Origin of the sequence: Actinoplanes sp. NPDC000266 (genome assembly GCF_042899005.1) — a bacterium.
In the GTDB taxonomy this organism is placed as follows: domain Bacteria; phylum Actinomycetota; class Actinomycetes; order Mycobacteriales; family Micromonosporaceae; genus Actinoplanes.
Genome location: NZ_JBIAZI010000005.1, coordinates 52,478 through 77,704, shown reverse-complemented (window position 1 = coordinate 77,704; position 25,227 = coordinate 52,478). Strand labels below are relative to the sequence as shown.

The following is a 25,227-nucleotide window of genomic DNA, read 5'->3' as shown; positions in this document are numbered from 1 at the left end:
GCACCGATCCTGCCTCAGGCCGGATCGATCGCGGCGGCGGACTCCCCTACCTTCAGCTCGGCGTCGTCGGCCACGTTGCGTTTGAGCACGGCCAGGGCGATCAGGCCCAACTCGTGGTGACGGACGGCGGTGCCGATGAAGCCGACCTCGCGGTCGCCGAGGACGACCGGGGTGCCCTTGGCCGGCGGCTGGTCGGTGGCGACGCCGTCGAAGTGGAGCAGCGCGAGGCGGCGCGGCGGGCGGCCCAGGTGGTGCACCCGGGCGACCGTCTCCTGGCCGCGGTAACAGCCCTTGTCCAGGTGGACGGCGGCGGCGATGAAGTCGGCCTCGGCCGGGATCGTGCGGTGGTCGGTCTCCCAGCCGAGGCGGGGCGTGCGGTGCTCGACGCGGATCGCCTCATAGGCCCACAGGCCGGCCAGCGGCACCCCGAGCTTCTCGATGACGGCCGTCTTCTCGGCCCTCGGAATCAGAAGATCAATTCCCAGGGGTACGCGTCGAGCCAGGCCCCCGGCGTAAGGCGTCACGGCGTACACACTCGTGGAATGACCCGGCACCTCGCCGGCGGCGAATTTCGCTCCTGGAACCTCGCTGATCCGCGGCGCCGCCAGCGTGGGGAACAGGTCGGCCGCGCCCGGGCCCACGAGTGACAGGACGGCCATCTCGGATGTGGCGTCGCGCGGCTCGACTCGCGTGAAGAACCGCATCATTTCCAGATATTTCAGCAAACCGGCGCCGGCACCGGGCTCGGTGTCGAGCCATGCGGTCGTGCCGTCCTCGGTGACGTACGCGTGCTGCTCGACGTGGCCGTTGGGCGAGAGGACGAGCAGCTCGGTCCCGGTGCCCTCCGACAAATCCGACAAATGCTGAGTCGTCAGGGTGTGGAGCCAGGAGGCGCGCTCCTCGCCCGGCACGGCGATCACGTTCCGGTGGGACCGGTCGACCAGGCCCACGGCGGTGGCCAGGGTGCGCTGCTCGCGCATCGGGTCGCCGTAGTGCACCGGCACACCCGCGTCGGTGGACGTGGGGTCGAGATCCTCGGCCATCACGACTGTCATCTCACAGCTCCTTGCAGTCCCCGCAGACCCCGAAGAGCGAGACGTGGCCGACGTCGACCCGGAAATCCCGCTCGGCGAGGAGCCGGTCGGTGACCGGCTGCATCACCGACGGGTCTACCTCAGAAATCGACCCGCATCCACGGCAGACCAGGTGAACGTGCTGATCCTCACCCGCCGTGTGGTAGGTCGGCGACCCGTGGGACAGGTGGGTGTGGTTGACCAGCCCGAGCTCCTCGAGGAGCTCGAGCGTGCGGTAGACCGTCGTGATGTTGACGCCGGCCGCCCGCTCACGCACGTGGTTGTGCACCTGCTCGGGCGTGGCGTGGCCGAGCTCGTGCACTGCTTCGAGGATGAGCTGGCGCTGCGGGGTGAGCCGCAGGCCACGCTCCCGGAGCATGGCGGCTAGCGAAGTGGCGGACACGTAACGAAGATTACGCTCTTTTACTCAGCCGCCGATGCGCAGCAACCGCGCCGACATGTGCGGGCGCAGGCCGCTCTGGCCCACCGCCTGCTCATGGGCGTAGAGCAGCGCCCCGTCGACGATGCCGAAGAGCCGCTGGCCACCGGTCACGGCCAGGCCCGAGGGCACGTACGCGATCGCGTCGGCCTCCATCTCCAGCCGCGTGGTGCCGATGACCTTGCCGACGTAGAGCTCGGCCACCCCGTCGGCGGTGATCATCGTGGCTTCCATCTCGTCGGTGGCCCGGCCGTCGTTGAGCACCGGCCGCCAGAAGCCCGACTCGACGATCCACTCGCCGGTCGCCTCGGACGCCTCGTTGAGCCGCCACGAGCGCGAGTCCCAGCGCAGGAACGGACGGCCGTCGTGGCTGATCCGCACCTCCTGGGCGAAGTCGTAGTCCTGCTCCTCGGGGAAGCCACCCTGCCCGCGGCCGCGCCACAGGCCGATGAACGGCAGCAGGCCCAGCAGGGCCGGGTGCAGATCGGGGCCGGAACGAAGGTCGTGGGTGTCCTCGTAGGGATAAGCCTCGACCGGAGGAGCGTTCAGCCAGGGCGGCGGGCCCAAAGGATTCTCACTCACCAACGCCCCCTAGAAACGCGCATAGCCAAATAGCCGAAACCGCCCGCCAGGCCGCCCAGACCGGCGACGAGCAGGCTCACGAACCCGATTTCCGTAACCATGACCGGCCCATCCTATGCTGGCCCTCATGGCACGCTTGCTGGTCGTCAAGGCAACCGCCGGGGCCGACGCCCCCGAGCGCTGTTCACAGGCATTCACGGTGGCGTCCACGGCCGCGGCGTCCGGCGTGGACGTGTCGTTCTGGCTGACCGGCGAGTCGGCCTGGTTCGCCCTGCCCGGCCGGGCCGCCGAGTTCGAGCTCCCGCACGCGGCCCCCCTGCCCGACCTGCTCGACCTGCTGCTGTCCAGCGGCCGGGTGACGGTCTGCACGCAGTGCGCGGCCCGCCGCGACATCACTCCCGGTGACGTCCTCCCCGGCATCCGCATAGCCGGCGCCGCCGCCTTCGTCGAGGAGATCATGGGCGAGGGCGCCCAGGCTCTCGTCTACTGAGCGGCGCAGCCGGTGGTGACGCTGACTCTCAACAGGTCCCCGTCCGGGCTGACCACGAGCGAGTCGGAGCCGATCCGATAGGCGCGCACCGACTTGTCGGCCCGGATCACCTCGGCGCCGTCGCTGACCGTGGCCAGAGCGGCGGCCAGGTCCTTCGACAGAGGCACACCAGCCGCGACGTACGTCGCCACGACCGTTTCATCGGGACATAGGGCGGCGAAGGTCTCCGGGGTGTCGCCCTGCCCCAGAGCCCGCACGGCCCGTTGGAAGATGGCCGGAGCCGGGCCGGCCCGCGGATCCTCGCGGTCGAGATCGTCCGCGCGGGGACGGCAACCCGTCGACAGCCGCAGCGTCAGCACCTGGGCGGTCGCCTCGGCCGTGCCGTCGACGCCGATGAAGTCACCGGCATCGGAGTGGAACGACAGCCGCGTGCCGCCGCGCCCCTCCCCCAGCTCGGTCTGGTAGCCGCCGGGAAGCGCCTTGCTGATCGCCTCCATCGAGGTCTTCATGTCGCCCCGAGGCACGTAGACGGTCACGTCCCGCGCCCCGGCCACACCCTCGCGCACGGGAGTCACCCGGCAGCCGTCGACCAGTTCCAGCTCGCCGAGCACGACCGCCCGGCCCGGCCCTTCGGCCGCCGCCACCAGGGCACCGGCCGCCCGCTGAAGGTCGGCCACGGCCAGCCCGATGTCACGCTGCTCGGGCACGGTGGGCCGCTCATGCCCGACCGACCAGACCGCCAGGACCGCGACCACCACGATCCACGCCCCGACCACTCCGATGAGCCACCATCGCCGCTTCGTCGGCGCCTCCGGCGGAAAGCCACCCGCGGAAGACGGATAACCGGCCCCGGGCGGGGAGTTCGTTGTCGGTGGCTGGTCGGTCATCGGCGGAGGGCCGCGTATTCGGGGGAGGCCAGGAAGCGGTCGACGATCTCGGCCGTGCCGGGGGTGAACGGGCGGGCCGGCACCTCGGCGGGCGGGATGAACAGCATCGCGGCGCCCTCGCCGAGGACCACGTCGGACTGGGTCGCGTCGGTGGGGGCGTAGAAGTAATTCTTCACCCTGCCCTCTGACGGCAGCTCCTGGCGGGCGAACAACCGCACCGGCTCGGACGGGCCGATCGACGCCTCCTCCCACAGCTCGCGCACCGACGCCTCGGCCGGGGTCTCGCCCTCCTCGACGGAGCCGCCCGGGAGGCCCCAGACGTTCGGGTAGTACGGCGCCTTGTCGTCGCGCAGCTGGAGCAGCAGGGCGCCGGTGGCGTCGACGACGAACGTGCAGGCGATCTGAATCATTTGCCGGCCAGCCTCCGCAGGGCGCCGACGGCCACGTCGGCGCGGGTCGTGTACCAGAACGGGGGCAGTGACTTGCGCAGGAACGCGCCGTAGCCCCGGGCCGTTTCGAGCCGGGAGTCGAGCACCGCGACCACGCCCTTGTCGCCGGTGGCGCGGATCAGGCGGCCGACGCCCTGTGCCAGGCGGACCGCGGCGATCGGCACGCTGACCGAGGCGAAGCCGGAGCCTCCGTTCGCGTCCACGGCGGCCGAGCGGGCCGCGGCCAGCGGCTCGTCGGGGCGGGGGAACGGCAGGCGGTCGATCACCACCAGCTGGCAGGAATCGCCCGGCACGTCGACGCCCTGCCAGAGCGACATCACGCCGAACAGGCAGCTTTCCTTCTGCTCCCGGAACTTGCGGACCAGCAGCGGCAGCGACTCCTCGCCCTGGAGCAGGATCGGCAGGTCGGTGCGGGCGCGCAGCAGCTCGGCGGCCTGGGTGGCCGCCTTGCGGGACGAGAAGAGCCCGAGCGTGCGGCCGCCGAGCGCCTCGACCAGCTTGACCAGTTCCTCGCCGGCGGCGTCGGGCAGGCCGGACATCTGCGGACGGGGCAGGTGCGCGGCGACGTACAGAATGCCCTGTTTGGGGTAATCGAAGGGTGATCCGACGTCGAGTGATGTCCAGCCGTCGCCCGAGGCCGTGGGTGCCTCGGTGGCCGGTGTCGGCGCCGAGGCGGCGACGGGCAGGCCGAGCGAGCGGGCGACCGTGTCGAAGCGGCCGCCGAGGGTCAGGGTGGCCGAGGTGGCGACGACCGTGCGATCGGCATAGAGGCCCTGGGAGAGCGTGCCGGCGACCGAGAGCGGGGCCACCACGAGCGCGCGGCGGCCGGAGCCCATGTCGGATTTCTCGACCCAGGCGACGTCGAAGGCGTCCTCTTCGAGCAGGCGCTGGGCGGTGTCGCTCAGGTCGCCGATCGCGGCCTTGGCCTGTTGCTTGCGGACCGGGTCGGAATCGTCGGACTTGACGTCGCCGATCGCGGTGAGCGCGGCCCGGGTGGCCGACTCGAGCAGCGTGAGCGCGTGGCGCAGCGGCTGGGGCAGGCCCGAGGTGATGCGGCCGGCCGGCACGTCGGCCAGGCCGACGGTGAGCGCGTCGGCCGCCTCGGCCAGCGACTCGGACACCGCGGGCGGGATCAGGGTGCGGGCCCGGCGGGCCGAGCGCTCGACCGCGTCGGGGGTCAGCTCGGCCTGCGAGGCGGCCGAGACCCGGTCGGCCAGCTCGTGGGCCTCGTCGATGACCAGCAGCTTGTGCGGCGGGACGATGTGGCGCTCGGCCAGCATGTCGACCGCGAGCAGGCTGTGGTTGGTCACCACGATGTCGGCCTCGCGGGCCCGGGCGCGGGAGGCCTCGGCGAAGCACTCGGCGCCGTACGGGCATTTGGCCGCTCCGACGCAGTCGCGGGCCGGCATCGAGACCTGGCGCCAGGCGGTGTCGTCGACGCCCGGGTCGAGCTCGTCGCGGTCGCCCGTCTTCGTCTTCTCGGCCCAGGCCTGGAGGCGCTGGATCTGCTTGCCGAGCTTGCCCGCCTCGCCCAGCCACTGGGTGGCCCGCTGCGGCGGCGCGTCGTCGAAGAGCGTGTCGGTCGGCGCCTCCTCGTCGGCGTGTTCCATCTTGGCCACACACAGGTAGTGGTGGCGGCCCTTGAGCACGGCGAAGGTGGGCTTGCGGCCGAGGACCGGCTCGACCGCCGCGGCCAGGCGGGGCAGGTCGTGTTCGACGAGCTGGTTCTGCAGGGCCAGGGTGGCGGTGGAGATCACCACGGGGCCGTCCACGAGCAGCGAAGGGGTCAGGTAGGCCAGGCTCTTGCCCGTGCCGGTGCCGGCCTGGACGAGCAGATGCTCACGGTCGCGTATGGCTTTGTCGATGGCCGCCACCATGGCCTGCTGGCCGGGGCGGGCGGCTCCGCCGGGGACGGCCCCGACGGCGGCGGCGAGGAGTTGCTCGGCGGTGGCCTTCTTCTTCGTAGCTGCGGGCACGCGGAGACGGTACCCGCCACCACCGACAGAAGCCGACCACCGTTAGGGTTCTCGCATGCCGAACGAGACGGTCCGGGTCGTCTACACCAAGTACGACGGTTCGGCCCACCGGGACTATCCGGCCCGCCGGTTCGACGAGGACGACCTCGGCGTGTGGGTGGGTGTCACCCGCGGCACGTCGTCGGTCTACCACGGCCGGCCGAGTGTCGAGCAGATCCCGTTCGTCCTGCTCATCCCCCATCACGCCTGGTGGACGGGCATGTTCAACCCGCCGCCGCGGACCAGTGAGGTCTACTGCGACATCACCACGCCGGCGCGGTGGGAGGGCGACACGGTGCACATCGTCGACCTCGACCTCGACGTGGTGCGCCGGCGCTCGACCGGCGTGGTCGAGCTGCGCGACGAGGACGAGTTCGCCGAGCACCGCGAGCTCTTCGGATATCCCGACGATCTCGTACGGGAGGCCCGCGCGGCCGCCGACAAGCTGCTGGTGGCCCTGGGCGACGGCAGCGAGCCGTTCGCCGGCCACTTCCACAAGTACCTACAGAAGGTCGCTGACTAGCACTTTCACCGGGTTCAGCTGCTGGAACATGCCGGTGATCCGGCCGCCTTCGACGGTGAGCCCGAGCGCGGCGCGCAGCGGCCGCCCGTCGGCGTAGCGGCCGGAGGCGTAGACCCCGGGCATCCCGTTGACCAGGGCGGGCGTGAAGACGGCGTCGTCGCCGAGCCGCTTGCCGGTGATCACGCCCAGGAAGAAACGGGCCACGTTGTCGGCGCCGACGACCGGGCGGCGGGCCGTGTTGAACCAGCCGCCGCCGTCACTGATCGACACCACGTCGGGCGCCAGCAGGGCGGCCAGCTCGCGGACGTCGCCGCCGTTCACGGCCTCGAGGAAGGCGGCCAGCACGCGGCGCTGCTCGGCCTGGTCGGTGGTGTGCCGCACCTGCCCGTCGGCGACCGCCCGGCGCCCGCGCGAGGCGTGCTGGCGCGCGGTCGCCTCGCTGCCACCCAGCACCTGGGCGATCTCGTCGAACGGCACGGCGAAGGCGTCGTGCAGCACGAGAGCGACCCGCTGCTCGGGGGTGAGCCGCTCGAGCACCACGAGCAGGGCCAGGCCGACCTGGTCGCGCCGCTCGGCCGTGCCGGCCGGGTCGTCGTCGGGGTCGACGAACAGCTCGGGCAGCCACTGACCGGGGTACGCCTCGCGGGCCACCCGGGCCGACTTGAGCACGTCGAGGCAGAGCCGCCCGGTGACCGTCGTGAGCCAGCCGCGCGGATCGCGGATGTCGTCGTCCGCGTTCTTCGAGTAGCGCAGCCAGGCCTCCTGCACCACGTCCTGGGCCTCGGCCGCGCTGCCGAGCATCCGGTAGGCCACCGAGAACAGGTGCGGGCGGTGGACCTCGAACTCCTCGACGGACGGCATGGGGGAATTCTGAACGAGATTGCCCGGCCGTGGGTAGCACATGTGACACAGTGAAAACGCACATTTAGGACTATTACGGATGGTGCGCTGTGAACGACGCCGTGACGATCGTGAGTGGCCTCACCGGGGTCGCGGCCGTGGCCGGAGCGGTCGCGGCCGCGGTCCGGGTCCGCCGGCCCAGTCCCTATCAGGCCGCCGGGCACGCCATCGCCCGGCCGGCCGACCTCGACCCGCTCCCCGCGGTGCTGAGGCACGGCCTGGGCGGCCTGACCGTGCCGGTCACCCCCGGGCCGCACGGCGAGCTGTTCCTCGGCCCCGGAGCGCCGCAGCCCGGCCGCACGCTGCGCCGGCTGGTGCTGTCCCCGCTCTTCGCGCGGGCACGGGCCCAGGGCGGCCGGCTCGCCCGCGGGCAGCAGGCGCCGTTCCGGCTCGCCGTCGAGTTCACCGGGGCCATCCGTGACGCCGAGACACTCCTGCAGGCGTACCGCATGCTCGATCAGCAGTTGCGGGACCACGCCGCCCTCCTCAGCCACGGCGACGGCGACGAGCTGACACCGGGCGCGGTCACGGTCTCGATCGCCGGCATCGTCGACGTGCGCGAGCTGCTGGCGGCCGACCGGGTGCGGTACGCGTTCGCCGAGGGGACCTTCGACGACATCGGCTCCCAGGCCGCGCCTCCGGGGCTCGTCCCGATGATCAGTGAGTCGTGGAGCCGCCGGTTCGGCTGGGACGGCCGCGAGCCGATCCCGGCCGAGGAACGCCATCTGCTGCACGCGCTGGTGCGCTCGGCCCACGAGGACGGACGTACGGTGCGGATCTCCGGTCTGCCCGAAGGAACGCGCAAGGCCCGGCAGGCGATCTGGACGGAGCTGGGTGACGCCGGCGTCGACGTCATCGCCGACAATGACCAGCGCGGCCTGGCGCGGCACCTGCGCCGCCATCCGGTCAGCGAGTGGGTGGCCCGCGAGCCGCTGCCGACCCGGGCCGTCCGGCGCGGCTCACCGAGGCCCACCGCGCCCCGTGGCGATCGTCGCCGCGAGCCCGTTTAACAGGCGAACGAAAGGTAAACCACGGGAGGCCTTAGCATTCCTGGAGATCCATCCCCAGCTTGCCGATCGAGGTCGCCCCGTGAAGTTCTCATTCCGTCCCGTCGAGGGAGCCTTCTACGAGCTCTTCACGAAGGCGGCGCACAACCTCGTGAAGGGCACCGAGCTGCTCAACGAGCTGGCGCTGCCCGGTGTGGACGTGCAGTCGGTCAGCGATCGGCTGACCGATGTCGAGCACGACAGTGACCAGATCACCCACGATCTGTACAAGAAGATCAACTCCACCTTCATCACGCCGTTCGACCGCGAGGACATCTACTCGCTCGGCTCACAGCTCGACGACGTGATGGACCACCTCGAGGCCGTCGGAAATCTTCTTTACCTGTACGGCCTGACCGAGCTCCCGTCACTGCCGCGCGAGATGCACGAGCTGGTCAACGTCCTCGACCAGCAGGCGAAGATCACCGCCGAGGCGATGCCGAAGCTGCGCGCCATGAAGGGTCTCGACGAGTACTGGATCGAGATCAACCGCCTGGAGAACGAGGGCGACCGCGCCTATCGCATGCTGCTGGTCCGGCTCTTCTCCGGCGAGTACGACGCGCTGACCGTCCTGAAGATGAAGGAGGTGGCCGACGAGCTCGAGGCCGCCTGCGACGCCTTCGAGCACGTGGCCAACACGGTCGAGACCATCGCGGTCAAGGAGTCCTAGACCTTGTCGCCCGAGCTCATCGCCGTCCTGGCGGTCATCATCGCCGCGATGGCGTTCGATTACACAAACGGTTTCCACGACGCCGCCAACGCCATCGCCACCAGCATCAGCACGCGGGCCCTGACCCCCCGGGTCGCCCTGGCCATGGCCGCGATCGGCAACTTCATCGGCGCCCACCTGGGCGGCGAGGTCGCCAAGACCGTCGGCGACGGCCTGGTCACCCTGGAACCGGGCGTGGCCAGCCTCGGCGTCGTCTTCGCCGGAGTCGTCGGCGCCGTCGCCTGGAACCTCATCACCTGGTATTTCGGGCTGCCCTCGAGCTCGTCCCACGCCCTGTTCGGCGGCCTGGTCGGCGCGACCCTGCTCGCCTCCTCCCAGGGCAGCGTCCAATGGGGCAACATCGTCAACAAGGTGCTGATCCCGATGGTCGCCTCGCCGATCGTCGGCCTGATGCTGGGCTTCGTCGTGATGGTCGCCATCATGTGGATCTTCCGGCGCGGCAACCCGGGCAAGCTGAACCGGGGCTTCCGCCACGCCCAGACGCTCTCGGCCGCCGCCATGTCCGTCGGCCACGGCATCCAGGACGCGGCGAAGACCATGGGCATCGTGGTGCTGGCCCTCTACACGGGCGGCTTCCAGGACAGCCCCACCGAGATCCCGTGGTGGGTCTACATCACCACGGCGACGATGCTGGCCCTGGGCACCTACTCGGGCGGGTGGCGCATCATCCGTACGCTCGGCCGCAAGATCATCGATCTCGGCCCGGCCGAGGGCTTCGCCGCCGAGACGGTCGCCAGCTCGGTGCTCTTCTTCAACGCGTACGTGCTGCACGCACCCATCTCGACCACCCACACGATCACCTCGGCGATCATGGGCGTGGGCGCCACGAAGCGCCTGAACGCGGTCCGCTGGAACGTGGCCGGCAACATCGTGATCGCCTGGGTGACCACGTTCCCGGCCGCCGGCCTGATCGCCTGCGGCATCTACCTGCTGGTGCGCCCGTTGTTCGGCTAACTTTCGGCGGGAGCGTCGTCGCCCAGATCGGCCCGGAGCCGGTCGTTGGCCCGTTCGAGGGCGCTGAGCACGATGGCCCGCTCGGCCACCGTGGCCGACCCGATGATCTGCTCGGCCAGGTCGTTCCAGGCGTCCTCGATGCGGGGGATCAACTTCAGCCCCTTCTCGGTGATCACGATCCGCACCTGCCGCCGATCCCCCGGCACCGGCTCCCGCCGGAACCACCCACCGGCGCCGAGCCGGGCCAGACTGCGGGTGGCGGTCGGCGGCTCGACCCCGAGCCGCGCGGCCAGCTCGGTCACGGTGATCCCGTCCGGCTCCTGGGCCAGCTGCCAGAGCAGGACGTCCTGCCCGGGGTGGAGGCCGAGCTCACCGAGCCGCCGGGCCTTGGCCACCCGATAAAGCTGGCCCATCTTGTTCAGCGCCGCATTGACGCGCATGACCTCGACGCTCTTCACCATCGAAGGATAGCCAGCTAACGATCTTGCCGCAGCACAACCCGATAGCCGGCTAACGACCGCACCAGTAAGTTACCCGGATGGACACCGGGACTGAGGAACTGCGGAACGCGCATGACGTGCTGTCGGAGTGGTACGCCGAGAATCTGACCGGGGTACTCGAGAGCATGCCCATCGAGCGGGCGATGCTCGACCTGTTCGCCGAGCTCACCACGGCCGAGGGCACTGACGTCGCGGACGTGGGCTGCGGCACCGGCCGCCTTCTGCCCTACCTCGCGGGCCGGGGCCTGTCGCCGCGCGGCGTGGATCTCTCGCCCAAGATGATCGAGGTCGCCCGGCGGGACAACCCCGGCTTTCCTTACGAGGTCGCCGACGTGCGCGCGTTGCCGTTCGACGACGCGTCGCTGGCCGGAGTGGTGTGCTGGTTCTCGCTGATCTACCTGGCGCCGGACGCCCGGGTTCCGGCCTTCGCCGAACTCGCCCGGGTCGTGCAGCCGGGCGGATATCTGGTGGCCGCCTTCAAGCACGGCGACGGCGCTCGGCACCGTAACGCTCCCGGCAGCCGCGTCGAGAGCTTCGGCATCGACTTCGACCGGTACTGGCTCTCCGCCCAGGAGATGGAGGACCGCTTCGCCGCCGCGGGGTTCGCCCTGATCTTCGAGGGTCGCACTCCGCAGCCCGGAGGATCGGAGCCGCCGTACGGGTACATGCTCGTCCGCCGGACCGGATCAGGCCAGTGAGGGGCGCCAGGCCGGGACCGACCGAGCCGCTCGCGAGCAGGAGCTCGCAGGGCAGCCGAGGCCGAGATGGCCGTCCACGGCCTTACCGGCGCCCGCGGCTCGATGGGTCTCGAGAGCCTCGGACGGTTCCTTCTGCGGTCCGAGACGATGGCCTCTTCACGCATCGAAGGCCTTCAGGTCTCCGCGCAGCAGGAGGCGCCGGCCGAGTTCGCGTCGGTCAAGGAGGCGCCAGTCGCGGGCTTCACCGAGAATGCCCGGCTCGTGGCGAACAACAACGTGACGCTCCGGCAGGCCGCGGGAGAACTGGCCGTGTGCGAGGTCATCGGACCCGGCGCCTTCTGTGATCTGCACCGGGCGCTACTTCCGGAACACCCCCAGCAAGGACTCCGTGATCGCCAGAACTGGATCGGTGGCAGCGACTGGCATCCGCTCGATGCCGATTTCGTGCCGCCGCCGCCCGATGAGGTGCCGAGGTTGATCGAGGATCTGGCTGACTACATCACGGGAGCGGTCCACGCCCCGTTACTGCAAGCCGCCCTGGCCCACGCTCAATTCGAGACCATCCATCCGTTCGCGGACGGCAACGGACGCGTCGGACGCGCTCTCATCCACACCGTCCTGACCGGTCGCGGGCTGACCCAGGCTGCGGTGCTTCCAGTGAGCCTCGTCCTCCTGACGCGGTCGCGCGAATACGTCGAAGGCCTGACGGCTTATCGCTATCTCGGTCCCATCGACGGGCAGGCCGCCGTGACCGGCACCGCCGAGTGGTTCCGGGTCTTCCTCCAAGCGGTGGCCGTCGCGGTCGAGCAGGCGCAGCAGTTCGTCACTCAGCTCAGCGAAATGCAGGATCACTGGTCGAGCCGCTACTCGCCGCATCGTCTGCGAAGCGGGTCGAAGCCACAACCTCGCGCGGACTCGGCGGTCATGCGCCTGCTGCCTCTCCTGCCCGAGGCGCCGGTCGCCACGGCGCAGTCCGCGCAGCGTCTGCTGGAAGTCTCGTTCCCCGCCGCTCGCGCCGCCCTGGAGGACCTGGCCGGCGCGGCCGCAGAGCAGGTGAGAGAGCGCCAGGCCGGGACCGTCCCCCGGCCTGGCGAGCATTCTCAGATCTGCCACCACACCGTCGTGTCGGGTGGGAGCTCGATCTCGGTGGGGGTGCCGCCGACCGGGCCACTCGTGAGCAGGAGCTCACCCGGCGGGGTGAAGCGGACCGGGGCCACGCCCATGTTGACCGTGCAGCGGAAGCTCGGGCCTCGGTCGAGGACCAGCAGGCCCTCGGGGGCCTCCTGCCAGGTCAGGTCGTCGCCCGACAGGAGCTTGCGGCGCAGGGCCAAAGCGTCCCGGTAAAGGGTCAGCGTGGAGCCGGCCACGCCGTCCTGGGCCTCGACGCTCAGCGACGCCCACGCGTCGGGCTGGGGCAGCCAGGACGGGCCGCCCTCGGGGCCGAAGCCGTACGGGGCCGTCGTGCCCGACCACGGCAGCGGCACCCGGCAACCGTCGCGGTAGCCGTCCTGGCCGGTGGCCCGGTGGAAGGCCGGGTCCTGGCGGACCTCCGGCGGCAGGTCGATCACCTCGGGCAGGCCCAGTTCCTCGCCCTGGTAGAGGTAGGCCGAGCCGGGCAGGGCCAGGAGCAGCAGGGACGCCGCCCGGGCGCGGCGCAGGCCGGCCACCGGGTCGACCTCGGTGGGCCTGCGGCCGGCCACGTCGCCCTCGGAAGTCTGGAGCAGGCGGTTGGTGTGGCGGACCACGTCGTGGTTCGACAGGGTCCACGTCGCCGGTGCGCCGACCTCGCCCATCGCGGCCAGCGACGCGTCGATGACGGCGCGCTGGTCGGCGACGTTCCACGGGGTGGCCAGGTAGCTGAAGTTGAACGCCTGGTGGAGCTCGTCGGGGCGTACGTAATCGGCCACCCGGGCCAGGGTGGGCGCCCACGCCTCGGCCACGGCGATCCGCTCGCCCTGATATTCGTCGAGGATGCGCCGCCAGCTGCGGTAGATCTCGTGCACGCCGTCGCGGTCGAAGCACGGGCTCTCGCCGACGTCGAGCAGGTGCCACTCGGTCGCGCGGCCGATGTCGGGCAGGCCGGCCTCCTTGACCAGGCCGTGCGCGACGTCGATGCGGAAGCCGTCGACGCCCAGGTCGAGCCAGAACCGCAGGATGGTGCGGAACTCGTCGGCCACCGCCGGGTGGTCCCAGTTGAAGTCGGGCTGCTCGGGGGCGAACAGGTGCAGGTACCACTGGCCGTCGGGCACCTGGGTCCACGCGGGGCCGCCGAAGATGGAGGGCCAGTCGTTGGGCGGGAGGTCGCCCCGGCCGTCGCGGAAGTGGTAGCGCTCGCGCAGCGGCGAGCCCGGACCCTCCCGGAGAGCCTGCTGGAACCACGCGTGCTGGTCGGACGAGTGGTTGGGCACCAGGTCGACGATCACCCGCAGGCCGAGGTCGTGGGCGTCGGCGACCAGGTCGCGGGCGTCGTCCACCGAGCCGAACAGCGGGTCGACGACCCGGTAGTCGGCCACGTCGTAGCCGGCGTCGGCCTGCGGGGACAGGTAGAACGGCGACAGCCAGACCGCGTCGACGCCCAGGTCGCGCAGGTAGGGCAGCCGGCTGCGGATGCCGGGCAGGTCACCGACGCCGTCGCCGTTCGCGTCGGCGAAGCTGCGCGGGTAGATCTGATAAATGACAGCGGACCGCCACCACGAATCACTCATGATCGTGACGGTAGCAGGGTTACTAACTCGTGTTACATCACCGGTTTAGCCGTTGAATCGCGGACGATCAGCGTGGTACCGAGGACCTGGCGCGGATGCTGGTCCTCGCCCCGGATGGCCGAGATGAGGAAGTCGGCGGCGGTGCGGCCCTTCGTCACGATCGGCTGCCGTACGGTGGTGAGCCGCGGCCGGAACCACGCCGACTCGGCCAGATCGTCGAACCCGGTCACCGAAACGTCACCGGGCACGTCCAGCCCGAGCTCGGCCAGCGCGTCCACCGCCCCGTAGGCCAGCACGTCGGACAGGGCCAGGATCGCGGTCGGCCGCGGGTCACGGGCCATCAGCTCCCGGGCCGCCTTGTATCCCTCGGTGCGCGACACCGGCACCTCGGCCAGGGCCACGTCGTTCATGCTCAGCCCGACGCCGGCCAGGGCCTCGCCGATGCCGGCCAGACGGCGCCCGAGCGGCCCGCGGTGGCCGCCGGTCAACGGCCCCGGGTCGATGGAGAGCACGGCCAGCCGCCGGTGGCCCAGTTCGAGCAGGTAGCGGGCCACCTCGTACGCCCCGCCGCGGTCGTCGACCTCGACGCTCGGCGCGTTCTCGTAGCGGTCGCTGTCGATCAGCACGAACGGGGCGCCACGCCGCTCCAGCTCGGCCACCTCGGCGCCCTCGGTCTGCAGACCGCAGACGATGAAGCCGTCGGCCGCGGCGACCGGGATGGCCTTGAGCACCGAGTCCTGCAGCGGCGGGCTGAGCAGGAGCGTGTAGCCCTCCTGGTCGCAGACCTGGCCGACACCCATCAGGAACCGGGCGTAGTACGGATTTTCCAGCACCTGGGCCAGCTTCTGCGGCAGCAGCACGCCGATCGAGTTCGTGGCCCCGGACTGCAGCATCCTGGCCAGCGGGCTGGGCGTATATCCCAGCTCGCCGGCGACCGCGAGGATGCGCTCGCGGGTCGCCGACGAGATGCGCTGGGGGTTGTTGAAGGCGAACGAGACGGCGGACCGGGAGACACCAGCGGCCTTGGCCACATCGCTCGACGTCGGCTTGCCGCCGACCTTTTTCGACGGCATCCGATCACACTAGTCGCTAGTAGACGACACCGATTTCCTCACGAATCGTGTCGAGCAGCGTCATGATCTCCAGAGTCGTGGCGTGCGGCATGAGCGGGCTCTCCTGCTCGCCGGCCAGGATGGCGCGCTGCACCTCGGCCGCCTCGAACTGATAGCCGCTGCCCTCGAACGGGAAGTCGAAGGTCTCCGGCTCTTTACCCGCCCGGTGAAGCTGGAACGAGCGCGGCACGAAGAAGCCCGGCGGCAGCTCGATGCGCCCCTCGGTGCCGGTGATCGTCGCGTTGTTGCGGCTCTCGCCGTTGATGCTGCACGTGATCGCGGCGACCGCGCCCGGCTCGTAGCCGAGCAGGACGCCGGTGTTCTCGTCCACCCGCTCCGGGGTCAGGTGGGCCCAGGCCTGCACCGAGGCTGGGGTGCCGAGGATCAGGTGGACCAGGTTGATCGGGTAGACGCCGAGGTCGAGCAGGGCGCCGCCGCCGAGCTTGGGGTCGCGCAGCCGGTGCTCGGCGTCGAACGGGCCCTGGAGGCCGAAGTCGGCGTGGATGGCGCTGACCCAGCCGATCGCGCCCTCCTCGACCAGCTCGGCGATCTTGCGGATGGCGGGGTTGAGCCGCATCCACATGGCCTCCATGAGGAAGACGCCCTTGTCCCGCGCGGCGGTGACCACCTCGGCCGCGGTCAGCAGGTCGAGCGTGATCGGCTTCTCGACCAGGACGTGCTTCCCGGCCTCGATGCAGAGCAGGGCGGCCTCGGCGTGGAAGGCGTGCGGCGTGGCGATGTAGACGACGTCGACGTCGGGGTCGGCGGCGAGGTCGGCGTACGAGCCGTGCGCGCGGGCGAAGCCGAACCGCTCGGCGAACGCGGTGGCGGTCTCGGCCGACCGCGATCCGACGGCGGCGAGCTCGGCGCCGGGCACGAGCGGCAGGTCGGCGGCGAACGTGGCGGCAATCCCGCCGGGGCCGAGAATGCCCCAGCGAACCTTCTGTGCGGTCATGATCCTTACGGTATCGTCCGCACCCGCAAGCGGACTGCCTTCAGTCCGCTTTTGGGTGGCGGGTGGGGTGGTTGGATGGGGGAGGATCGAACGGTGACCGACTCGACACCATTCAGCCTTCCGCCCGCAATGGTCAAAAGGGCACGCGAGTTCAGCGGCACTCCAGCTTCCGTCCGCGACGCGGCCACCGTCGTGCTTCTGCGCCCTTCGGGCGATTCCTTCCAGCTGTACGTCTTGAAGCGCGCCACCACGATGGTCTTCGGCGGCCTCTACGCGTTCCCCGGCGGCGGCGTGGATCCGTCAGACCGCCCTCTCACCATCCGCGACGACTGGTCCCGGCTGCTCGGCGTGCCCGACGAGCAGGCCCGCGCGGTGGTCGGCGCCGCGGCCCGCGAGCTCTTCGAGGAGGCCGGGGTCCTGCTGGCCGGTCCGGTCGAGCAACCCGACCGCACGATCAGAGACGTCAGCACCGCCGAATGGGAAGCCGAGCGCGTCGCCCTGGCCGCCCGCGAGCAGACCCTCACCGAGCTCCTCGACCGTCACCACCTGCGCCTGCGCGACGACCTGCTCTTCCCCTGGGCCCGCTGGATCACGCCGGAGTTCGAGCCGAGGCGGTTCGACACCTGGTTCTTCGTCTCTCTCCTGCCGGAAGGCCAGACGGCCCGCGACGTCTCCGGAGAGAGTGAGGGCACCCAATGGTCCGGCCCGGAAGCCGCGTACGGCCTGGCCATGCTCCCACCGACGCGCTCGACCGTTGACTCGTTACGACCGTACAAAAAAATAGCTGAAGTGGTCGCCGCCTCGAGCCGCCGCAATGCCGCGACGCCCGTCCAGCCTCGCGTGGAATTCACCGAAGACGGCGGCGCCCTGCTGCACATTCCTTAGCAGCAGGGCGCCTTCCATAAAAAGACGAACTCAGCCGAAGCGGCCGGTGATGTAGTCCTCGGTCTTCTTCTCCGACGGGTTGCTGAAGATCTTCTGCGTGTCGTCGTACTCGATCAGACGGCCCGGGTCGCCCGTCTTGTCGATCGAGAAGAAGCCGGTCTTGTCGCTGACGCGAGCCGCCTGCTGCATGTTGTGCGTGACGATGATGATCGTGAAGCGGTCCTTCAGCTTGAACATCAGGTCCTCGATCGCCAGCGTCGAGATCGGGTCGAGCGCCGAACAGGGCTCGTCCATCAGCACGACCTGGGGCTCGACCGCGATGGTGCGGGCGATGCAGAGACGCTGCTGCTGACCACCGGAGAGGCCGGCGCCGGGCCGGCTCAGCCGGTCCTTGACCTCGTTCCAGAGGTTGGCCGACTTGAGCGACTGCTCGGCCGCGTCGTCCAGCACCGACTTCTTCTTGACGCCGTTGAGCTTGAGACCGGCGACCACGTTCTCGTAGATCGACATGGTCGGGAACGGGTTGGGCCGCTGGAAGACCATGCCGATCAGCCGGCGGACCGCCGTGACGTCCACGTCCGGGTCGTAGATGTTCTGGTCGTCGATGGTGAGCCGGCCCTCGATGCGGGCGTTCGGCAGCACCTCGTGCATGCGGTTGATGGACCGCAGGAACGTCGACTTGCCGCAGCCCGACGGTCCGATCAGGGCGGTGATCGTCTTGGGCTCGACGGTCATCGAGATGCTGTCGATCGCCTTGAAGTTGCCGTAGTACGAGCTGACGTTGCTCGCCTCGATGCGCTTGGCCATGGGGGATACCTCTTAACGGAGACTCGAGCGGCGGGCGAGCAGCTTGGCCGCGATCGTCAGGACGAGAACGAGAGCGACCAGGGTGAGGGCGGCGGTCCAGGCCCGGGCCGGTGCGTACCGCGAGGCGTCGGCCGCCTGCTGGTACACGAACAGCGACAGGGACTGCTGACCACCCGCGAACGGGTCGAAGTTGATCGCCGCGGCGCCACCCGCGACCAGCAGCACCGGAGCCGTCTCACCGGCCGCGCGGGCGACGGAGAGCATGACGCCGGTGACGATGCCGGGCAGGGCGGTCGGCAGGACGACCTTGACGATCGTCTTCCACTGCGGCACTCCGAGCGCGTACGCGCCCTCGCGCAGCGGGCCGGGCACCAACCGCAGCATCTCCTCGGTGGACCGGACGATCGTCGGCAGCATCAGCACGGTCAGCGCCAGCGAGGCGGCGAAGCCGGAGAAGCGCGGCGTCCCGTTGTTGAACCAGGGGCTGACGATCAGCACCCAGAACGACAGGACGAACAGACCGGCGACGATCGACGGGATGCCGGTCATGACGTCGACGAAGAAGCGGACCGTGTTGGCGAACTTGCCCTTGCCGTACTCGACCAGGTAGATCGCGCCGAGCACGCCGAGCGGCACGGCCATCAGCGTGGCGATGCCGACCTGCTCCAGGGTGCCGATGATGGCGTGGTAGGCGCCACCGTTCGGGTCGCGGGCGCCGATGTTGTTCATCGAGCTGCCGAAGAAGTCACCGTCCAGGCGGGACACGCCCTTGGAGACCAGCGTCCACACGACCGAGGCGAGCGGCAGGATCGCCAGCACACAGGCGCAGTAGATGGCGGCCTGCCACATGCGGTTGCGCGCCGCGCGCCGGCCCTCGATGCGGCCGGCCACGATCTGGAGGCCGACCAGGTAGAACACGACGCCGAGGACGACGACGAGCACCCAGTTGCCGATGCCGGTGGGGAACACGATCGCCGCGGCGATGGCCAGGGCGGCCACGGCGATGCCGATGTTGTAGGCGACCGGCAGCTTCCTGGTCCGGATGTTGTCCGGCGTCATGACGACGTCGGACGCCTCGTTCTGCAGAAGGGTCATGCCGCACTGTCCCGGAACTCGCGCCGACGGTAGATGATCGCCCGAGCCGCCATGTTCACCACGAGGGTGATGGCGAAGAGGACGAGACCCGAGGCGATCAGGGCGCCGCGGCCGGTCTCGTTGGCCTCGCCGAAGGCGTTGGCGATGTTGGCGGCGATCGAGTTACCGCCGTTCTCGATGACGTTGAACGAGATGTTGAAGACCACGCCGAGGGTCAGCGCCAGGGCGATCGTCTCGCCGAGCGCGCGGCCGAGGCCGAGCATCACGGAGGCGATGACGCCGGGCTTGCCGTACGGCAGGACCGCGGTGCGGATCATCTCCCACTTGGTGGCGCCCAGGGCGAGGGCGGCCTCCTCGTTCATGCCGGGGGTCTGCAGGAAGACCTCGCGGGAGAGCGAGGTGACGATCGGCAGCACCATGATCGCCAGCACCAGGCTGCCGAGCAGGACCGAGCGGCCGAACGGGCCGTCGCCGCCGAAGATCGGGATCCAGCTGAAGTACTTGTTGAGCCACTCGGAGAAGTTGCGGACCGGCTCCATGAAGACGTCGCGGCCCCAGAGGCCGAAGACGACACTGGGCACGGCGGCCAGCAGGTCGATCACGAAGCCCAGCGGCGTGGCCAGCCGCTTGGGCGCGTAGTGCGACAGGAACAGAGCGATGCCCAGGGCGATCGGCACCGCCACGAGCAGGGCGATCACCGAGGTCAGCACGGTGCCGAAGGCCAGCGCGGCGATGCCGAACCGCGGCTCGGTCTCGTTCGGGAACCACTGCTTGAAGGTCAGGAAGTTCTCTTTGTCCGCGCTGATGGCCGGCGCGGCCTTCGAGATCAGGAAGACCGCGATGGCCACGATGATGACCAGCACCATCGCGCCCGCGCCGACGGAGAGGCCCCGGAAGCCGCTCTCCATCGAGAAGCGCTTCTTCCTGGGGAGGGCGCCACCGCCGCCGAACGGGGGTTCTTCGTAACTGCTCGGGGATACGCCGAGGCCGGCGGCCCGGGTGTGGCTTTCTGTCACACCCAGGTCGCCGGCGGTGGCGTTCTCCGAGCGGGAGGGGTAGTCACCCATCTGCTCGCTCGCTGTCGTCTCGGAGGGATTTGACTATCTGGTGACGGTCAGGAGATCGAGGCGACGGCGGTCTCGACCTTGGCCCGGATGGTCTCCGGCAGCGGCGCGTAGCCGAGGTCGCCCAGGGCGTCCTGGCCACCGGTGCTCGAGGTGTAGGCGAAGAAGTTCTTCAGCGAGGCGGCCTTGGCGCTGCCCTTGCTGCAGGCGATCTCGTAGGTCACGAGAACGATCGGGTACGCGCCGGCGGTGGTGGCGTTGTAGTCGATGCTGAGCTTGAGGTCGTTGCCGGTGCCCGTGATCTTGGCGCCCTCGATGCCCTTACCGGCCGACTCGCCGGTCAGCTCGGTGTACTCGCCGGCACCGTTCTTGACCTTGGCCTTCTGCAGGTCGCTGTTCTCCGCGTAGGAGAGCTCGACGTACGAGATCGAGCCGGCGGTGCTCTTGACCGCGCTGGCCACACCGTCCGACTTGGCCGCGCCGGTGCCGCCCTTGGCCTTCCAGGCCTTGGCGTTGCCGTAGGTCCAGTCCTTCTCGGCGGCCTTGCTCAGGTACTTGGTGAAGTTGTCGGTCGTGCCCGACTCGTCCGAGCGGTGCACGGCGGTGATGGCGGTGTCCGGGAGCTTGGCGCCCGAGTTCTGCGCGGCGATCGCCGGGTCGTTCCACTTGGTGATCTTGCTGTCGAAGATCTTGGCCAGGGTCGGCGCGTCGATCTGGAGGTTGTCGACACCGTCCAGGTTGTAGACGACCGAGATCGGGCCGACGACCATCGGGAGGTTGAGGGCGGTGCCACCGGCGCACTTGGCGTCGGCCTGCGGCTGCTCCTCCTCCTTGAGGGCCGAGTCGGAGCCCGCGAAGTCGGCGGTGCCCGCGATGAAGGCCTGGATGCCGGCGCCCGAGGCGGTGGCCTGGTAGTCGACCTTCGCGTCGGAGCACTGCGACTGGTACTTCTTGATCCACTCGTCCATGGCGTTCTTCTGAGCCGAAGAACCCTGGGCCGTCAGGCTGCCCGCAACGCAGTTGGCGGAAGCAGCCGAAGCGCCGCTGTCACCCGACGGCTCGTTGTTGTCCGAGCCGCACGCGGTGAGAGCGAGCGTCGCAGTCAGAGCAATGCCGGCGATGTAACCGGACCGCTGGAGCTTCACAGTTTTCCCTTCAGGGGTGGGTGCTGGCCGGCTTCTCACCGGCAACACAACGAAAGCTAAGCAGGCGAGGTAGCCGGTTAAGTGGCCATTGGTGAACTGGCGGTGAACACGTTTCCGCCGGGACATGGCCTTCCCCTGAGGGCGAGTTGTCCGTTGCGTGAACTGAGTGACTAGAGACCGAAATATCCGACTTATACGGGCGGTGGTTACCGCCCTGAGATACGGCCTTGTCCTGTTCGTGACTCGTGAGAATGTGAGTCAGTGACGCTGATAACTCACGTCCGTCTTGAAGATTTCGAAGCCCAGACGGCGGTAAAGAGCGACCGCGGCGGCATTCGACTCGTCGACGTAAAGGTTCGAGACAGTGAGCCCTCGGGCGGCCAGATGCCGCAGGCCGGCCACGCTCAGCGCGGCGCCCAGGCCCTTACGGTGTCCGCTCGGGTCGACGCCGAGCACGTAGATCTCGCCCAGCGCCGGATCGTCGCCGGAGGCGGGGTGCACCTTGGTCCAGTGGAAGCCGGCCAGCTCGTCCTGGATGTCGACGGCGAGCAGGAAGCCGTCCGGGTCGAACCACGGCTCGGCCTCGCGCAGCAGCAGATCGTCGATGGTCCAGCGGCCCTGCTCGGGATGGTGCGCGAACGCGCGGGCGTTCACCGCCAGCCAGGCGTCCTCGTCGGAGCCGGGACGGAAGCCGCGCAGGGTCAGGCCGGCCGGCAGCGGAATGTCGGGCAGCGGCTCGAGCAGCGACCGGCGCATCTGCCACAGGACGCGCACCCGCTCGAAACCGGCTTTCTCCGCGAAGACCCGCGCACCGGGCTCGTCGCCGTGCGCCCAGAAGGTCAGCGGGCCGTCACCGGCGGCCGCGAGCAGCGCCGTGCCGTGGCCGCGCCGGCGGTGGGCCGGATGAACGAAAAGCTCGCCGGACGCGTCCTCGACGAACGCGTAACCGACGAGCTCATTGTCGTGCCAGGCCAGCAGATGCCGGTGCGCCGCGGGGCCACCCCCGCCGCGCACCCGGAGAACCACATCCTCGGAGAGCGGATAGACACCGTCGGCCTCGTCGGCGGCCGCGGCCAGCGTGACCACGCCGGCCGCGTCCGCGGCGCTCAGCCGGTCCGTGGACCGGATCTCCGTCATGTCGTCGATCAGACCGGCAGCGAGACCGGCTCGTTGTCCGGAAGCTGGCGGCCCGACGGCGGGACCACGAACTTGTAGCCCACCTGGCGGACCGTGCCGATCATCGACTCGTATTCCGAGCCGAGCTTGGCCCGCAGGCGCCGCACGTGCACGTCGACCGTGCGGGTGCCGCCGAAGTAGTCGTAGCCCCAGACCTCACGCAGCAGCTGGTCGCGGGTGAAGACCCGGCCCGGGTGCTGGGCGAGGAACTTGAGCAGCTCGAACTCCTTGTAGGTGAGGTCGAGCGGGCGGCCCTTGAGCTTCGCCGCGTAGGTGTCGGGGTCGATGTTGAGCTCACCGGCCCGGATCGACCCGCCGGCGCCGGCGGTCGCGTTGCTCAGGCGGCCGACACTCAGGCGCAGCCGCGCCTCGACCTCGGCCGGTCCCGCGCTGGCCAGGATGACGTCGTCGACGCCCCAGTCGGCGTTCAGCGCGATCAGGCCGGCCTCGGTCACGACCGCCATCAGCGGGACGCCGATGCCGGTCGCGTGCAGCATGCGGCACGTGGCACGGGCCTCGGAGAGCTCGGAGCGCGCGTCGACCAGGACCGCGTCGGGGCTCGGGCCGGACACCAGGGTGCGGACATCGCGGGGGGCGGTGCGTACGGAGTGGGGAAGCAGATCCAGCGCGGGCAGCACGGCGGAAGGCTCACCGGCACGTGCCGTCACCAACAGAAGGATTTCCACACTCACCTCCGTCCTTGCGGCTCCAGGCCGCACAGGGTGACTCATCGGCGTAGTTTTCCCGGCGTCACCGACGGGTGGGCTGCGCTTACCTTAACCGATCCATCGCCTCGAACACCTCGATCGTTTGCGTGAGTGATGTAGTGAACGCTCACGAGGTGGCCGTGTAACCGGCCTTTTACCTTCGGGGCCCGGGTCTGGCACGATCGCTGCGTGTTCCCCTCCATGCCGCAGGACGACCCCTGGGACGCCGACGCGTCGCGCGAGATCGCGCGCTCCGGCGGCAAGAGGCCGCCCTCCGGCGTCCGTCCCGACGACGAGCCCGAGACCGACGGCGACGATCTCGACGGCGAAGAGTTCGAGGAGATCGAGGTCGTCCCGGTCCGGCGGCAGCTCGCGCTGGCCATCGCCGGGTTCTCCGGCCTCCTGGCGATCGGGCTGATCCTCGGCGCGCAGACCTCCGCACCGGACGCGCGACTGCCGTACGCCATCGTCCTGTTCGGGGTCCAGGCTCTCTACCTGATCGCCTGGATCATGGCCCTGCGCCCGCCGGCGGCCATGGTCACCCTGGGCGTGGGCGGAGTGGCCGCGCTGGCCGCCGACTATCTGGCCGTCACCCGCGCCGAGCCGGCCCTGCTCCCGCTCGTGTGGGTGCTGGCCGGCGGGTTCGTGGCCGCCTTCATCGGCCAGCTGATCCGGTCCGACGACCGGGCCCGGGCCCGCGACTCGTGGCGGGCCACCCTGGCCATCGTGGCCGGCGTGGTCGCGTACGCCATCCCGATCCTGCTCACCCGGCAGGAGTCCGGCACGCAGACACTGACCATGTGCGCGACCGCGGCCGGCGTGGCTCTGGTCGTCGCCCGGGCCACCGACGCCGTGCTCCCCAAGCCGCGCATCGCGGCCCAGGTGCCCCGGGGCGCGGGCGGGGTGGTGCTCGGCGCGATGCTGGGCACGCTGGCCGCCGCCGCCCTCGGCAGCGTGCTGGTGCTGCCCTTCACCCCGGCCAAGGGCGCCGTGATCGGCCTGATCGCGGTGGTCGCGGCCAACCTGGTCGACCTGGCCGTCAACTTCGGGCAGGCCGGCCGCCGCCTGGCCGGTGACGCGCCGACCTTCTGGGTGGCCCGGCACATGCAGGGGCCGCTGGGCGCTTTCGCCGTGATCGCCCCGATCGCGTACGCGGTGACACACTGGTACCTCACCTGACCGTTTCACGGCTCGGTGGAACGGGGCATGTACCTTTTCGTCGTCGCTTCGATGGGGAGGTCCGGTGGGCGAGGTGTACGGGACGCAGCAGCGGCCCCGCAAACGGCGTGGGCGCCGCCTGCTCATCGTCCTTGTCGTCTTTCTTCTCCTGATCGGCGTGCTCCTGGTGGTCGCCGACCGGGTGGCCGCGTCCTACGCGGAACGCGAGATCAGCGACCGGGTGGCCGAGCAGGTCACCCAGCAGCAGGCGACCAGCGAGAAGCCGGACGTGACGATCGAGGGCGTGCCGTTCCTGACCCAGGTGCTCGACGGCAACTACCAGGAGATCCACATCAAGCTGCCGAACTTCTCCGGCCCCGCGGGCAACGGCGGCACGATCAAGACCGATCTTCTCGATGTACGGGCCACGGACGTCAACGCCCCGCTCGACACGCTCCGCACCGGCAACGGCGACATCGTGGCCGGGGCGGTGACCGGCACCGGCACCATCGACTACGACCAGGTCGCCCAGCTGATCAACCAGCCCGGCCTGAAGCTCGCCGAGCAGAACGGCAAGCTCGTCGGCACCGCGCCCGTGCAGGCGCTCGGGCAGACCTTCAACGTCTCCGGCGCGGCCACCGTCGAGGTCAAGGGCGACGTGGTGCAGATCCGGTTCTCCGACGTGACCGCCGAGGGCCTGCCCGACGTGCCCATCGTGAAGAACCTGATCGCCTCGTACGTCCAGAAGCTCGCGGTCGACCTGCGCGTGCCGGCGCTGCCGCTCAACCTCAAGGTGCAGAAGGTGGAGCCGCAGGCCGACGGTCTCCGCTTCACCGCCGGGGCCACCAACGTGCCGCTGAACACCGGCGGGCTGTGAGCCCGGCCATGTTCCCGGATGGTGGTCGAGTCTGTTACCACCCCGTGAACCGCTGGTAGGGTCACATTTCATGAGCCCCTTGCTCACCAAGAGGCGCGCGGTCGACCTGTGCCGCGTGGCCGCCTGCCTGTGTTGCTCCGTCCTCTGACGGAGCCACTAGTGCTGAGCATTTTCTAGCTCTTTCTCCATCGGCAGTGGCGCCGTCGCACGTACAGCACGAGATCCATTCTCCGTTTCCACTGGGTCCCGCGCGCG

30 protein-coding genes and 1 pseudogene are annotated in these 25,227 nt (G+C 70.1%); 11 read left to right on the top strand and 20 right to left on the bottom strand.

Going from position 1 to position 25,227, the window contains the following annotated elements; genetic code table 11:
• Positions 1 to 14 precede the first annotated feature (14 nt).
• The 4 genes from ygfZ to mtfM are packed head-to-tail and all read right to left on the bottom strand — an operon-like array spanning position 15 to position 2,195.
• Positions 15 to 1,055, bottom strand: a complete 1,041-nt coding sequence (gene ygfZ, locus ACFY36_RS20820; RefSeq protein WP_499747635.1) for a CAF17-like 4Fe-4S cluster assembly/insertion protein YgfZ — start codon at positions 1,053 to 1,055, stop codon at positions 15 to 17.
• 1 nt (position 1,056) lies between these two features.
• Complete coding sequence (locus tag ACFY36_RS20815) at positions 1,057 to 1,452, bottom strand: Fur family transcriptional regulator (RefSeq protein ID WP_499748189.1); 396 nt, start codon at positions 1,450 to 1,452, stop codon at positions 1,057 to 1,059.
• A 48-nt stretch (positions 1,453 to 1,500) separates the two neighbouring features.
• A complete protein-coding gene (locus ACFY36_RS20810) occupies positions 1,501 to 2,097 on the bottom strand; it encodes a heme-binding beta-barrel domain-containing protein (RefSeq protein WP_499747634.1) in 597 nt (198 codons plus the stop codon).
• Entirely contained in the window at positions 2,091 to 2,195 is a 105-nt protein-coding gene (mtfM, locus tag ACFY36_RS20805; RefSeq protein WP_284044707.1) for a small membrane protein MtfM, read from the bottom strand. The genes ACFY36_RS20810 and mtfM overlap by 7 nt, the downstream gene beginning before the upstream one ends.
• A 14-nt stretch (positions 2,196 to 2,209) precedes the next feature.
• Here mtfM and ACFY36_RS20800 point away from each other — a divergent pair, with 14 nt between their 5' ends.
• Positions 2,210 to 2,584, top strand: coding sequence for a DsrE family protein (locus ACFY36_RS20800; protein WP_499747633.1), 375 nt, complete (start codon positions 2,210 to 2,212; stop codon positions 2,582 to 2,584).
• Here the strand turns inward: ACFY36_RS20800 and ACFY36_RS20795 are convergent.
• Genes ACFY36_RS20795 through ACFY36_RS20785 form a run of 3 tightly spaced genes read right to left on the bottom strand, consistent with a single transcriptional unit; the run spans position 2,578 to position 5,896 of the window.
• The gene (locus tag ACFY36_RS20795; protein ID WP_499747632.1) at positions 2,578 to 3,471 is read right to left on the bottom strand and encodes a hypothetical protein; all 894 of its coding nucleotides are present in this window, start codon (positions 3,469 to 3,471) and stop codon (positions 2,578 to 2,580) included. The two genes, ACFY36_RS20800 and ACFY36_RS20795, sit on opposite strands and share 7 nt — an antisense overlap.
• Positions 3,468 to 3,881 (bottom strand): NUDIX hydrolase, encoded by a 414-nt coding sequence (locus ACFY36_RS20790; RefSeq protein WP_499747631.1) that lies wholly within the window; start codon positions 3,879 to 3,881, stop codon positions 3,468 to 3,470. Before ACFY36_RS20790 ends, ACFY36_RS20795 begins: the two co-directional genes overlap by 4 nt.
• Complete coding sequence (locus ACFY36_RS20785; protein ID WP_499747630.1) at positions 3,878 to 5,896, bottom strand: ATP-dependent DNA helicase; 2,019 nt, start codon at positions 5,894 to 5,896, stop codon at positions 3,878 to 3,880. The genes ACFY36_RS20790 and ACFY36_RS20785 overlap by 4 nt, the downstream gene beginning before the upstream one ends.
• Before the next feature lie 55 nt (positions 5,897 to 5,951).
• On the opposite strand from ACFY36_RS20785, the gene ACFY36_RS20780 reads away from it, so the two are divergent.
• Positions 5,952 to 6,458, top strand: coding sequence for a DUF402 domain-containing protein (locus ACFY36_RS20780; RefSeq protein WP_499747629.1), 507 nt, complete (start codon positions 5,952 to 5,954; stop codon positions 6,456 to 6,458).
• On the opposite strand, the gene sigJ is transcribed toward ACFY36_RS20780, so the two are convergent.
• The gene (gene sigJ, locus ACFY36_RS20775) at positions 6,438 to 7,319 is read right to left on the bottom strand and encodes an RNA polymerase sigma factor SigJ (RefSeq protein WP_499747628.1); all 882 of its coding nucleotides are present in this window, start codon (positions 7,317 to 7,319) and stop codon (positions 6,438 to 6,440) included. The two genes, ACFY36_RS20780 and sigJ, sit on opposite strands and share 21 nt — an antisense overlap.
• Positions 7,320 to 7,420: 101 nt before the next feature.
• On the opposite strand from sigJ, the gene ACFY36_RS20770 reads away from it, so the two are divergent.
• The 3 genes from ACFY36_RS20770 (at position 7,421) to ACFY36_RS20760 (ending at position 10,088) form a co-directional block, all read left to right on the top strand.
• Positions 7,421 to 8,368 carry a PI-PLC domain-containing protein gene (locus tag ACFY36_RS20770; protein WP_499747627.1) on the top strand — a complete coding sequence of 316 codons (948 nt, stop codon included), beginning with the start codon at positions 7,421 to 7,423 and terminating at the stop codon, positions 8,366 to 8,368.
• A 79-nt stretch (positions 8,369 to 8,447) separates the two neighbouring features.
• Positions 8,448 to 9,074, top strand: coding sequence for a DUF47 domain-containing protein (locus tag ACFY36_RS20765; protein WP_097317667.1), 627 nt, complete (start codon positions 8,448 to 8,450; stop codon positions 9,072 to 9,074).
• A gap of 3 nt (positions 9,075 to 9,077) precedes the next feature.
• The gene (locus tag ACFY36_RS20760) at positions 9,078 to 10,088 is read left to right on the top strand and encodes an inorganic phosphate transporter (RefSeq protein WP_499747626.1); all 1,011 of its coding nucleotides are present in this window, start codon (positions 9,078 to 9,080) and stop codon (positions 10,086 to 10,088) included.
• Here the strand turns inward: ACFY36_RS20760 and ACFY36_RS20755 are convergent.
• Positions 10,085 to 10,546: a MarR family winged helix-turn-helix transcriptional regulator gene (locus ACFY36_RS20755; RefSeq protein ID WP_499747625.1), complete on the bottom strand. Its 462-nt coding sequence runs from the start codon at positions 10,544 to 10,546 to the stop codon at positions 10,085 to 10,087. The two genes, ACFY36_RS20760 and ACFY36_RS20755, sit on opposite strands and share 4 nt — an antisense overlap.
• Positions 10,547 to 10,626: 80 nt before the next feature.
• Between ACFY36_RS20755 and ACFY36_RS20750 the strand changes: the two genes are divergently transcribed.
• Positions 10,627 to 11,286, top strand: coding sequence for a class I SAM-dependent DNA methyltransferase (locus ACFY36_RS20750; RefSeq protein ID WP_499747624.1), 660 nt, complete (start codon positions 10,627 to 10,629; stop codon positions 11,284 to 11,286).
• Between the two features lie 156 nt (positions 11,287 to 11,442).
• On the opposite strand, the gene ACFY36_RS20745 is transcribed toward ACFY36_RS20750, so the two are convergent.
• Positions 11,443 to 11,637, bottom strand: coding sequence for a hypothetical protein (locus ACFY36_RS20745; protein WP_499748220.1), 195 nt, complete (start codon positions 11,635 to 11,637; stop codon positions 11,443 to 11,445).
• On the opposite strand from ACFY36_RS20745, the pseudogene ACFY36_RS20740 reads away from it, so the two are divergent.
• A pseudogene (locus ACFY36_RS20740) lies at positions 11,548 to 11,847 on the top strand (Fic family protein); the annotation flags it as partial. The gene ACFY36_RS20745 and the pseudogene ACFY36_RS20740 sit on opposite strands and share 90 nt — an antisense overlap.
• On the opposite strand, the gene ACFY36_RS20735 reads toward ACFY36_RS20740, so the two are convergent.
• The 4 genes from ACFY36_RS20735 to ACFY36_RS20720 all read right to left on the bottom strand — a co-directional run bounded on the left by ACFY36_RS20735 (position 11,809) and on the right by ACFY36_RS20720 (position 16,058).
• Positions 11,809 to 12,138, bottom strand: coding sequence for a hypothetical protein (locus ACFY36_RS20735; RefSeq protein WP_499748219.1), 330 nt, complete (start codon positions 12,136 to 12,138; stop codon positions 11,809 to 11,811). The pseudogene ACFY36_RS20740 and the gene ACFY36_RS20735 sit on opposite strands and share 39 nt — an antisense overlap.
• 248 nt (positions 12,139 to 12,386) lie before the next feature.
• A complete protein-coding gene (locus ACFY36_RS20730; RefSeq protein ID WP_499747623.1) occupies positions 12,387 to 13,991 on the bottom strand; it encodes a glycoside hydrolase family 13 protein in 1,605 nt (534 codons plus the stop codon).
• Positions 13,992 to 14,023: 32 nt separating this feature from the next.
• Positions 14,024 to 15,064 (bottom strand): LacI family DNA-binding transcriptional regulator, encoded by a 1,041-nt coding sequence (locus tag ACFY36_RS20725; RefSeq protein WP_499747622.1) that lies wholly within the window; start codon positions 15,062 to 15,064, stop codon positions 14,024 to 14,026.
• 16 nt (positions 15,065 to 15,080) lie between these two features.
• A complete protein-coding gene (locus tag ACFY36_RS20720; protein WP_499747621.1) occupies positions 15,081 to 16,058 on the bottom strand; it encodes a Gfo/Idh/MocA family protein in 978 nt (325 codons plus the stop codon).
• 75 nt (positions 16,059 to 16,133) lie between these two features.
• Between ACFY36_RS20720 and ACFY36_RS20715 the strand changes: the two genes are divergently transcribed.
• Positions 16,134 to 16,943, top strand: a complete 810-nt coding sequence (locus ACFY36_RS20715; protein ID WP_499747620.1) for an NUDIX hydrolase — start codon at positions 16,134 to 16,136, stop codon at positions 16,941 to 16,943.
• Between the two features lie 30 nt (positions 16,944 to 16,973).
• On the opposite strand, the gene pstB is transcribed toward ACFY36_RS20715, so the two are convergent.
• From pstB to ACFY36_RS20685, 6 genes are all read right to left on the bottom strand, one after another.
• The gene (gene pstB / locus ACFY36_RS20710; protein ID WP_499747619.1) at positions 16,974 to 17,750 is read right to left on the bottom strand and encodes a phosphate ABC transporter ATP-binding protein PstB; all 777 of its coding nucleotides are present in this window, start codon (positions 17,748 to 17,750) and stop codon (positions 16,974 to 16,976) included.
• A gap of 12 nt (positions 17,751 to 17,762) precedes the next feature.
• Positions 17,763 to 18,845, bottom strand: a complete 1,083-nt coding sequence (pstA, locus tag ACFY36_RS20705; protein WP_499747618.1) for a phosphate ABC transporter permease PstA — start codon at positions 18,843 to 18,845, stop codon at positions 17,763 to 17,765.
• Positions 18,842 to 19,912, bottom strand: a complete 1,071-nt coding sequence (pstC, locus tag ACFY36_RS20700; RefSeq protein ID WP_499747617.1) for a phosphate ABC transporter permease subunit PstC — start codon at positions 19,910 to 19,912, stop codon at positions 18,842 to 18,844. Before pstC ends, pstA begins: the two co-directional genes overlap by 4 nt.
• Before the next feature lie 47 nt (positions 19,913 to 19,959).
• Positions 19,960 to 21,054 (bottom strand): phosphate ABC transporter substrate-binding protein PstS, encoded by a 1,095-nt coding sequence (gene pstS, locus ACFY36_RS20695; RefSeq protein ID WP_499747616.1) that lies wholly within the window; start codon positions 21,052 to 21,054, stop codon positions 19,960 to 19,962.
• A gap of 258 nt (positions 21,055 to 21,312) precedes the next feature.
• The gene (mshD, locus tag ACFY36_RS20690; protein WP_499747615.1) at positions 21,313 to 22,191 is read right to left on the bottom strand and encodes a mycothiol synthase; all 879 of its coding nucleotides are present in this window, start codon (positions 22,189 to 22,191) and stop codon (positions 21,313 to 21,315) included.
• An 8-nt stretch (positions 22,192 to 22,199) separates the two neighbouring features.
• Complete coding sequence (locus tag ACFY36_RS20685) at positions 22,200 to 22,922, bottom strand: winged helix-turn-helix transcriptional regulator (RefSeq protein ID WP_184954742.1); 723 nt, start codon at positions 22,920 to 22,922, stop codon at positions 22,200 to 22,202.
• 204 nt (positions 22,923 to 23,126) lie between these two features.
• Between ACFY36_RS20685 and ACFY36_RS20680 the strand changes: the two genes are divergently transcribed.
• From ACFY36_RS20680 to ACFY36_RS20670, 3 genes are all read left to right on the top strand, one after another.
• Positions 23,127 to 24,116 carry a hypothetical protein gene (locus ACFY36_RS20680; RefSeq protein ID WP_499747614.1) on the top strand — a complete coding sequence of 330 codons (990 nt, stop codon included), beginning with the start codon at positions 23,127 to 23,129 and terminating at the stop codon, positions 24,114 to 24,116.
• Positions 24,117 to 24,180: 64 nt separating this feature from the next.
• Complete coding sequence (locus tag ACFY36_RS20675) at positions 24,181 to 24,972, top strand: LmeA family phospholipid-binding protein (protein WP_499747613.1); 792 nt, start codon at positions 24,181 to 24,183, stop codon at positions 24,970 to 24,972.
• A gap of 70 nt (positions 24,973 to 25,042) precedes the next feature.
• A complete protein-coding gene (locus tag ACFY36_RS20670) occupies positions 25,043 to 25,120 on the top strand; it encodes an Ms5788A family Cys-rich leader peptide (RefSeq protein ID WP_360248245.1) in 78 nt (25 codons plus the stop codon).
• The last annotated feature ends 107 nt before the right edge of the window (positions 25,121 to 25,227 follow it).

Excerpts from the sequence above, each read along its gene's own strand:
- ACFY36_RS20795 (WP_499747632.1), bottom strand. The coding sequence starts at position 3,471 with ATGACCGACCAGCCACCGACAACGAACTCCCCGCCCGGGGCCGGTTAT.
- pstC (WP_499747617.1), bottom strand. The coding sequence starts at position 19,912 with ATGGGTGACTACCCCTCCCGCTCGGAGAACGCCACCGCCGGCGACCTG.
- ACFY36_RS20720 (WP_499747621.1), bottom strand. The coding sequence starts at position 16,058 with ATGACCGCACAGAAGGTTCGCTGGGGCATTCTCGGCCCCGGCGGGATT.
- ACFY36_RS20790 (WP_499747631.1), bottom strand. The coding sequence starts at position 3,881 with ATGATTCAGATCGCCTGCACGTTCGTCGTCGACGCCACCGGCGCCCTG.
- ACFY36_RS20800 (WP_499747633.1), top strand. The coding sequence starts at position 2,210 with ATGCTGGCCCTCATGGCACGCTTGCTGGTCGTCAAGGCAACCGCCGGG.
- pstB (WP_499747619.1), bottom strand. The coding sequence starts at position 17,750 with ATGGCCAAGCGCATCGAGGCGAGCAACGTCAGCTCGTACTACGGCAAC.
- mtfM (WP_284044707.1), bottom strand. The coding sequence starts at position 2,195 with ATGGTTACGGAAATCGGGTTCGTGAGCCTGCTCGTCGCCGGTCTGGGC.
- ACFY36_RS20670 (WP_360248245.1), top strand. The coding sequence starts at position 25,043 with ATGAGCCCCTTGCTCACCAAGAGGCGCGCGGTCGACCTGTGCCGCGTG.
- mshD (WP_499747615.1), bottom strand. The coding sequence starts at position 22,191 with ATGACGGAGATCCGGTCCACGGACCGGCTGAGCGCCGCGGACGCGGCC.
- ACFY36_RS20730 (WP_499747623.1), bottom strand. The coding sequence starts at position 13,991 with ATGAGTGATTCGTGGTGGCGGTCCGCTGTCATTTATCAGATCTACCCG.
- ACFY36_RS20815 (WP_499748189.1), bottom strand. The coding sequence starts at position 1,452 with ATGCTCCGGGAGCGTGGCCTGCGGCTCACCCCGCAGCGCCAGCTCATC.
- ACFY36_RS20725 (WP_499747622.1), bottom strand. The coding sequence starts at position 15,064 with ATGCCGTCGAAAAAGGTCGGCGGCAAGCCGACGTCGAGCGATGTGGCC.
- ygfZ (WP_499747635.1), bottom strand. The coding sequence starts at position 1,055 with ATGACAGTCGTGATGGCCGAGGATCTCGACCCCACGTCCACCGACGCG.
- pstA (WP_499747618.1), bottom strand. The coding sequence starts at position 18,845 with ATGACCCTTCTGCAGAACGAGGCGTCCGACGTCGTCATGACGCCGGAC.
- ACFY36_RS20750 (WP_499747624.1), top strand. The coding sequence starts at position 10,627 with ATGGACACCGGGACTGAGGAACTGCGGAACGCGCATGACGTGCTGTCG.
- ACFY36_RS20780 (WP_499747629.1), top strand. The coding sequence starts at position 5,952 with ATGCCGAACGAGACGGTCCGGGTCGTCTACACCAAGTACGACGGTTCG.
- sigJ (WP_499747628.1), bottom strand. The coding sequence starts at position 7,319 with ATGCCGTCCGTCGAGGAGTTCGAGGTCCACCGCCCGCACCTGTTCTCG.
- ACFY36_RS20715 (WP_499747620.1), top strand. The coding sequence starts at position 16,134 with ATGGGGGAGGATCGAACGGTGACCGACTCGACACCATTCAGCCTTCCG.